The 8,545-nt window shown below is 40.2% G+C and carries 6 protein-coding genes; all 6 read left to right on the plus strand.

The features are described from left to right. The first annotated feature begins 386 nt into the window (after nt 1-386). Genes E5A76_RS14075 through E5A76_RS14100 form a run of 6 tightly spaced genes read left to right on the plus strand, consistent with a single transcriptional unit; the run spans nt 387 to nt 8,432 of the window. Nucleotides 387-1,781, plus strand: a complete 1,395-nt coding sequence (locus E5A76_RS14075) for an HlyD family type I secretion periplasmic adaptor subunit (protein ID WP_053988831.1) — start codon at nt 387-389, stop codon at nt 1,779-1,781. A gap of 4 nt (nt 1,782-1,785) precedes the next feature. Beyond that, nucleotides 1,786-3,096 carry a TolC family outer membrane protein gene (locus E5A76_RS14080; RefSeq protein ID WP_053988830.1) on the plus strand — a complete coding sequence of 437 codons (1,311 nt, stop codon included), beginning with the start codon at nt 1,786-1,788 and terminating at the stop codon, nt 3,094-3,096. A gap of 12 nt (nt 3,097-3,108) precedes the next feature. Next, the gene (locus E5A76_RS14085) at nt 3,109-3,699 is read left to right on the plus strand and encodes an OmpA family protein (protein WP_053988829.1); all 591 of its coding nucleotides are present in this window, start codon (nt 3,109-3,111) and stop codon (nt 3,697-3,699) included. Between the two features lie 15 nt (nt 3,700-3,714). Further along, nucleotides 3,715-4,368, plus strand: a complete 654-nt coding sequence (locus tag E5A76_RS14090) for a transglutaminase-like cysteine peptidase (RefSeq protein WP_237458940.1) — start codon at nt 3,715-3,717, stop codon at nt 4,366-4,368. 13 nt (nt 4,369-4,381) lie between these two features. Further along, the gene (locus E5A76_RS14095) at nt 4,382-6,310 is read left to right on the plus strand and encodes a bifunctional diguanylate cyclase/phosphodiesterase (protein WP_161119302.1); all 1,929 of its coding nucleotides are present in this window, start codon (nt 4,382-4,384) and stop codon (nt 6,308-6,310) included. A gap of 1 nt (nt 6,311) precedes the next feature. Beyond that, complete coding sequence (locus E5A76_RS14100) at nt 6,312-8,432, plus strand: type I secretion system permease/ATPase (RefSeq protein ID WP_161119303.1); 2,121 nt, start codon at nt 6,312-6,314, stop codon at nt 8,430-8,432. The last annotated feature ends 113 nt before the right edge of the window (nt 8,433-8,545 follow it).

Genomic DNA, 8,545 nt, shown 5'->3' on the forward strand with positions numbered 1-8,545 from the left:
AAAAACAGCACAAAAAAAACGCCATTTTATTGATATTTAGTCTTATTTTTATACTTAAACAGCAATTTATTCTACTTGAGCAAATTTTTCGCTCTAAAAAAAACTTTACGTCAATAATTTGACGTCATATCATTGGCAATGCCTAATTAAAATACAATTGTATTTTTGTAAGTCTTTGTAACAATATTCATATGAGACGCAACCAAAAATACCCTTGTCGTATGCAACTAATGTACAATATACTTCAATAAATTATTGATAGCTATATCACCAAATGGTCATGTACCTGATAAAAAAATCATTAGGAATGACATTTTATTTTACAAATAAATATTAAAAAATTAGACGATCACTGACCCCTAGTGATTTCCTGACTTGGATAGATAATGAGCAAAAAAGACACCCCTGTTGCTGCTAGTAATCTAGATTTTGTCGATGATAAGTCGGCTGCTTTGTTACTTAACACCCCAAAAAGTGCACGTGTTATCTTATGGGTAATGGTGCTCTTTTTTATTACTGCTTTTATATGGGCATATTTTGCCAAGCTCGACAAAGTCACAACAGGCTCAGGTAAAGTGATCCCATCGTCACAATTACAAGTCGTACAAAACTTAGAAGGCGGTATTGTTAAGAAGGTACTGGTTAAAGAAGGCGAACAAGTAAAGAAAGGTCAAACCTTACTTTTAATTGATGACACGCAGTTTAAATCAGATTTTAAAGAGAAAACACAGAGCTTAGCTGCAATGCAAGCCGATTCTCTACGTTTAAATGCCCTACTCGCTAGTGTAACGGTTAACAATAAAACAGATAACACCAAATGGCGTAACAGTGTCACCGTTGAGAGTAAGCCACCTGTATTTGATGATGCATTTAAAAAAGCACACCCTGAATTGGTACGTCGTCAACTAAACCAATTTACAGATAAATTAAACAATTTACAAAACCAGCTTGAAGTTGCCTCACAACAAGCATCGCAAAAAGAAAGAGAATTAGCAGAAACACGTTCTCGTGTAAGTAACTTACAAAGCAGTTACGGCATTGCGATGAAAGAGTACAACATTACAAAACCACTTGCTGAAGAAGGCGTGGTACCGCGTATTGAGCTATTAAAATTACAACGCTCACTCAACGATACCAAACGTGATCTGAACTCAGCAAAAATGCAGATCCCAGTGACCCAAGCGGCCATTCAAGAAGCGGGATTTAAATACATTGATATTGCTTTGCAGTTCCGCTCAGATATTCAAGCGCAACTGAATGAAACAAGCGATAAATTATCAAGCCTTAGCGAAACACAAATTGGTCTAGAAGATCGTGTTAAACGAACCACTGTTGTTTCGCCTGTTAACGGTACGATTCAAAAGATCCACGTGAATACAGTAGGTGGCGTTATTCAACCCGGCATGCCGTTAGTTGAAATAGTCCCAACTGAAGACACGTTACTCATAGAAGCTAAAATTGCGCCACAAGATATTGGTTTCCTACGTCCAAATCTTCCAGCAATCATTAAATTTAGTGCCTATGATTTTACTAACTATGGCGGTTTACATGGAACACTCGAAACCATCAGTGCAGATACAATTCAAGACAAAGAAGGTAATAGCTTTTACCAAGTAAGGATTCGTACTGATGCAAGTAGTTTGAAGGGACCCGATGGGGAGGCTCTGCCCATTATTCCTGGTATGACAGCCACAGCTGATATCATTACAGGCAAACGCTCTGTTCTTGATTATCTTCTTAAACCAGTCCTCAAAGCGCGTCACACGGCGTTAAGAGAATAATAAAATGACGATGAAACATAAATTAAAAAAAGCAGCCCTTCTCGTTGGTCTTCAATGTGTTACTGCACCAGTAATGGCACAGTCACTGGAGCAAGCAGTCGCGGAAACCATTTCGACAAACCCAGAAATTAAGAGTGCTTACAATGAATTCCAAAGTAAGCATGAATTAATCAATGCGTCTAAAGGTGACTACTTACCTTCTGTCGATCTTGAAGCGGGTGTTGGCTATAACAAATACAATAACTCAAATTTAAAGTCAGAAACGGATCCTCGTAGCGCATCGATTAATATCCGCCAGCTTATTTGGGATGGTTCTATTACGTACAATGACATTCAACGTAATAAATCTGAAACAGAAGCTGAACGTTACCAATTACTATCTGATGCTCAAGACAAAGCACTGAAAGCAACAGAAGCATACTTAAACGTATTGCATGCACAAGATGTCCTAGCACTGTCTGAATCGAACCTAAAAGTTCACCAAAAAATGTATTCAGATATCAAAAAACGTGCTGATTCAGGTATTGGTTCAACAGCCGATCTAGCACAAGTTGAAGGTCGTTTAGCTAGTTCTAACGCTAACCTACTTTCAGCAAAAAGTAATTTACATGACAAGATCACCCAGTTTATTCGTGTTGTAGGCCAGTATCCAAAAGATCTTGTTAAGCCAGAAGTAGACGTAAATTATTTACCAAAATCGCTAGATGATGCGTTAGAAAAAGCCAATAAATACAACCCTGTTGTACATATGGCAGCTAACGATGTTGATGCGGCTGAATACCAATACAAGCAAGCAACAGGTACTTTCTACCCTTCATTTACTATCGAAGCATCTCAAGAATGGGGTGACGATCTAAATGGTGTGGAAGGCAAAACTGATGAGCTTAAAGCGATGCTGAAAATGCGCTATAACCTATTTAATGGTGGTAGTGATGTTGCTAAGTCTCGCCGTGCGGCTTACCAGATCAATAAATCTAAAGACATCCGTGATCGTGCTCATCACATGTTAGAAGAAGGTACACGCCTATCTTGGAGTGCGCTTGATTTAGCTAAGAACCAAAAACTGTTCCTACAAGAACACGTTGATGCTTCTGCACGCACTGTTATTGCATATGAAAAGCAATTTAAGATCGGTCAACGTACACTACTTGACGTTCTAAACACTGAAAACGAACTATTTGAAGCACGAAAAGCTTATTTAACGGCTGAGTACGACGGCATTTTAGCGAAATACCGTGTACTTAACGCAACCGGTCTGATCCTTGATGAGATGCGTGTTGACATCCCTGAAACTTGGGCTAAGTCAGTTAAATAAGAGGATTTAAGAATGAAATACGTAATTACTGGTTTACTGGCTTTATCTCTATTTGGTTGTTCATTAACTGTTCAACAGCCACCAGTGGCAAAACAAACTAAAAACCTTTACGACCAAGACAGTGATGGTGTAATTAATCAACGTGACCGTTGCGCAGATACTCCTATTGATGCTGTGGTTGATAACGATGGTTGTCCAACGTTTGTGAAAAACTCTGAAGAAAATAACATTCACGTGCTATTTGCAAATGACTCTTCAGAAATCCCAGAAAGTTACATGGAAAATATCGCTAACATGAGTGCATTTTTAGCGAAATATCCTGATACACACATTGAACTGAAAGGCTATGCAAGTCCAGTAGGTAGCGCATCTTACAACGTTGCTCTGTCTAAGCGTCGTGCACAAGCTATTCGCCAAGCATTGATCACTGAAGGCGTATCACCAGCTCGCATTAAGACTGTTGGTTTTGGTGACAGCGATCCAGTTAAAGCTGATAATGTTGAAGAAAGTAATACACTTAGCCGTCGTGTTGTGGCTCAAGTTGTTGGCTCTCAAGGCGATGTTGTGAAAGAATGGACTATCTACACGGTTCGTGAAAACTAATAGATAGAATCCACGTTGAAGAAAATAACATTCTGGATACTGTGTTTTGTGCTGGCAGCGAACGTGTTTGCTGCCAGCAACAAACAACAGATCGATAAAATAAAGCAATTTTATGGGGAACGGGCTGGCAAACGAGCAACGGCATGGCGAGCGCTAATCCAAAATTCACAGCATTTATCGGAAAGGCAAAAGCTACGTGCTGTCAATAACTTCTTTAACCAATTTGTTTTTATTAGCGATCAGAAACTTTGGGGAAAAGAAGACTACTGGGCTACACCTTATGAATTCGTAGGTGTTGGTGCTGGTGACTGTGAAGATTTCAGTATCGCAAAATACCACGCTTTAAGAGAGCTCGGCGTTCCTGACAAAAAATTAAGACTAGTTTACGTTAAGGCCCTTGAATTAAATCAATTTCACATGGTAGTTGCCTACTATCCTACTCCCTCCTCTGTACCTGTGATTTTAGATAATCTCAAAGGCGAAATTTTACCTGCAACACAAAGAAAAGATTTACTACCTATCTATAGCTTTAACGGTAGCAAATTATGGCTGATCAAAAAACAAGGCCAAACCCAAGTTGCAGGCAAAGCGTCACGCTTAAGTCTATGGAATGATCTTCGTAATCGTTCTAATAAAATAATATTACACCGCCCTAAAAATACTTATTAACGAGTGAACACCAATGACACTTTACCGACAACTTCTATTATGGATGCTAGTTGTATTCTTCGCACTGATAAGTGCAGTCTTTGCTATCCAATTTAACACTACCAAAGACTACCTTGTGCACCAGCAATCAACAGAATTGAGTAATGCAATAAGTTCAGTCGGTTTTGCCCTTTCTCCTTACCTTGAAAACAAAGATATGGTTTCGGCAGAATCAGTAATTAATGCAACGTTCGACTCAAGCTTTTACAGTGAAGTAAAACTGTCGCTACTTGATTCTGATAAGGAGATTGTTCGTCAATACCCTCAGTCAATCGCTGGTGTTCCTGACTGGTTCCAAACATTAGTAAGTATTAAACCGATTACCCAATCAACGACTTTAACCAGTGGTTGGATGCAACTTGCAAACCTGACGGTTACCAGTAGCCCTGCGTCTGCTTACCAACAGTTATGGAAAGCGACACTACAACTAATGCTTGGCTTTGTGGTGTGCTCTGTTATCGGCGCAATTATCTTGTCAGTAGTATTAAGAAAAGTACTAGAGCCACTAAAACAAATTCAGAAAAGTGCAAAAGAAATGGCTACTCAGCACTTTACTTCATCTTTACCAACACCACGTACTCGTGATCTGGCTGACGTTGTTACTGCGTTTAACGCAATGAGTGAACAGTTACAAAGCCATTTTGAACAACAGGCACAAGAAGCAGATAACTTACGTATTCGTGCATACCAAGATCCTGTATCTGGCCTTGCGAACCGCAGTTACTTACTATCAAAAATCAATTCATGGCTTTCATGCAAACCTAACGGCGGTATGGTGTTGTTAAAAGCAGATGCAATTGAAGATAGCTACGCACAATCTGGCTATGAGTCCGGTGATAAACTCGTTCAAGAGCTATCTGCACGCTTAAAAGACTTGGCAAATGATGATGTTACCATTGCTCGCTTAAACCAATCTGAGTTCGCTTTAATCTCACCGAATGCAACAAAAGATGAGTTAATTCAAGCTGGTCGAAAAATGCTATCGATGACATCAGATCTTAATGCTGATCCTCTTGGTATTGCCCCACTCAATGCTGCCGTTGGTGTCGTGCTTTGTTCTGAGAATGAAACTATTTCTACCCTATTAGCAAGTGCAGATAACTCATTAACCAAAGCTCGCCAAGAACCCAAAGAGCCATTAGCAATTATTGAGCCTAGCGACAAAAAAGAAATGCCAACCCTAGGTAAGCAGCAGTGGAAAGCCCTAGTTGAAGAAGCTATTGCTAATAAGCTGATTCATTTTACGTTCCAAAAAGCTATCGATGTTGCAAACAATACAATCCATAAAGAAGCATTTGCCTACATAAAAAAAGATAACCAACGTTACAATGCAGGCCAATTCTTATCAGCGATTGAACAGCTAAACGAAGGTGCTAACTTTGACCGCTACATCGTTGAACAGCTATTCAATCAATTAGAACAAAATCCAAAATCAGTTCCTGTTGCTATCAACATTACTCAAAGCAGCATCAACGATACTGGCTTTATTCGCTGGTTAAACAGTAAGTTAAAATCAACACCACAACTAAAAGAGCGTGTATTATTTGAACTTCCTGAAATTTGCTTTATTAAACAAGTTGATAATGCATCACTGCTGTGTGAAATCATTCACCAAAATGGTTTCCGATTCGGTATTGATAATTATGGGCACAACTTCAGCTCTACAGGCTACTTAAACAAACTACGTCCAAGCTATGTAAAACTAGATTTTGCGTATACTTCGCAACTTGATGATCAGATTAAGACAGATGTACTTCAATCTATTACACGTACGGCAAATAACCTGTCTGTGAAGACAATCGCCACACGTGTTGAAACAGTTGAGCAAAAGGATAAATTAGCCGCAATGGATATTCTCGGCTTCCAAGGTTTTGTTACTGATCAGTTGAAACACGAGAATTAAAATGAAAGATCCTTTACTGCAGTCACTCGTATACATCAGCCGCTTTTATGGTCAGGCAAATTCACCTGACGCACTAATTGCAGATTTACCCCTAACTGATGGTTTACTGTCTCCTTTTCTACTGCCGCGTGCAGCAGAAAAGGCTGGCTTACAAGCGAAAGAGAGCAAAATGGAGTTAGAGGGTCTCTCTTCACTCCTATTTCCTGTTATTGCCCTACTTAAAGGTGGCGAAGCTTGTGTCGTTTTAAGTATTGATAAAGAAAAAGGCGAAGCCGAAGTTGTGCTACCGCAAAATGACGGTAGCGAACAGTGGATCAAGCTTGATGAGCTTAATGCACAATACTCTGGTCGTTTATTCCTGATCAAAAAACGTTTCCGTTATGATGAGCGTTCACCGGAGATCTTAAAAACCCGTGATGGTCACTGGTTTTGGAGTACCCTATGGGAATCACGTAGCATTTACCGTGATGTATTTATTGCCTCGATCTTAATTAATATTTTTGCTATTGCGGCTCCCCTATTCACACGCTTGGTGTACGACAAAATCGTCCCTAACTTAGCGTTTGATTCACTGTGGGTATTAGCAATCGGTATCAGCGTGATCTTTATCTTCGATTTAGTATTAAAACTACTGCGAAGCTATTTTATCGATCTGGCTGGTAAGAAATCAGATTTGCTCATTTCAGCTAAAATTTTTAGTCGTGTGATGGGTATTCGTATGGAAGCAAAACCAGCCTCTGTTGGTGCTTTTGCTCGCCATTTGCAAGAGTTTGAATCAATCCGTGAATTCTTTACATCAGCAACGGTGTCATCACTGATTGACTTACCTTTTGCTCTGTTCTTCTTGCTGGTGATCTACATTATTGCAGGTCCTTTAGCGTTAGTACCTTTGGTTGCGGTTCTGATCTTAGTGGCTTACAGCTTCTTAATTCAGCGCCCATTGCGTCGCAGCATTGAAGAAGGTTCACGCCTTTCTTCTCAAAAACACGCAAACCTCATCGAGAGCTTATCTGGCCTTGAAACAGTGAAAATGTTTGGTGCGCAAAACCAATTCCAATACCGTTGGGAAGAAGCAGTATCACACATGTCAAACTGGGGCTTAAAAACCCGTCGCTTGACTGATTCCGTGCAAAACACAGCAGGTTTCTTACAGCAGTTTGTATCTGTTGCCATGATCGTAGTGGGTGTTTATCTGATTGCTAACGGTGACTTGAGCATGGGTGGCTTGATCGCTTCGACCATGTTAAGCGGTCGTGCTGTGGGTCCTTTAGTACAACTTGCTTTACTATCAACGCGTTACAATCAAGCAAAATCTGCGATGACAATCCTTGAGCAGCTAATGGCAATGCCGTTGGAGCAAGAAGATGGTAAGCGTTACATTCACCGCCCAGTTATTCGCGGAAAAATTGAATTTGATAACGTGTCATTTGCCTACCCTAATGCAACCCATGCTGCGCTTAGGAATATTAACCTCACCATTAATCCTGGTGAAAAAGTGGCGATCATTGGTCGTATTGGCTCAGGTAAAACCAGTTTAGAGCGTCTATTAATGGGCTTGTATAGGCCAACGGAAGGTTCTGTATTAATTGATGATACTGATATCAATCAGCTACATCACATTGATATTCGTCGTAACATTGGTTGTGTGCCACAAGATATCACACTGTTCTTTGGTTCAATCCGTGACAACATCACCTTAGGTCGTCCATTAGCAAGCGATAAGGAAATTCTAAATGCAGCAGACCGTGCTGGTGTAACAGCCTTTACTCAGCATGATGCAGCGGGTCTTGAGAAACAAATCGGTGAAGGTGGTCACGCTATTTCTGGTGGTCAACGTCAGGCAATTGCAATTGCTCGTGCGTTTTTATCAAACCCACCTGTGATGATCATGGATGAGCCAACCAGTAGCATGGATAACCGCTCAGAAATGTTCATCAAGCGTCAGCTACATAATATGAGTCCGGAAGAAACATTAATTCTGATCACTCATAAAACCAGCATGCTTGATGTAGTAGATCGCCTTATCGTTATGGAACAAGGTCGTATCGTGGCCGATGGCCCTAAAGAAACGGTATTAAAATCGCTTCGCGAAGGTAACGTAGCTCAACCAAAAGCAAGCTAATTCACCTTAGCGACATAATCAAAAAAAGCCGATAACTGAAGTGACCCCCAATAGTTGGACACCAATTATTGGGGGTCTTTTATGTCCAAATATAGTCGAGAGTTAAAATGCAC

The sequence above is a fragment of the Photobacterium lucens genome (genome assembly GCF_009873615.1).
Classification (GTDB): domain Bacteria; phylum Pseudomonadota; class Gammaproteobacteria; order Enterobacterales; family Vibrionaceae; genus Photobacterium; species Photobacterium lucens.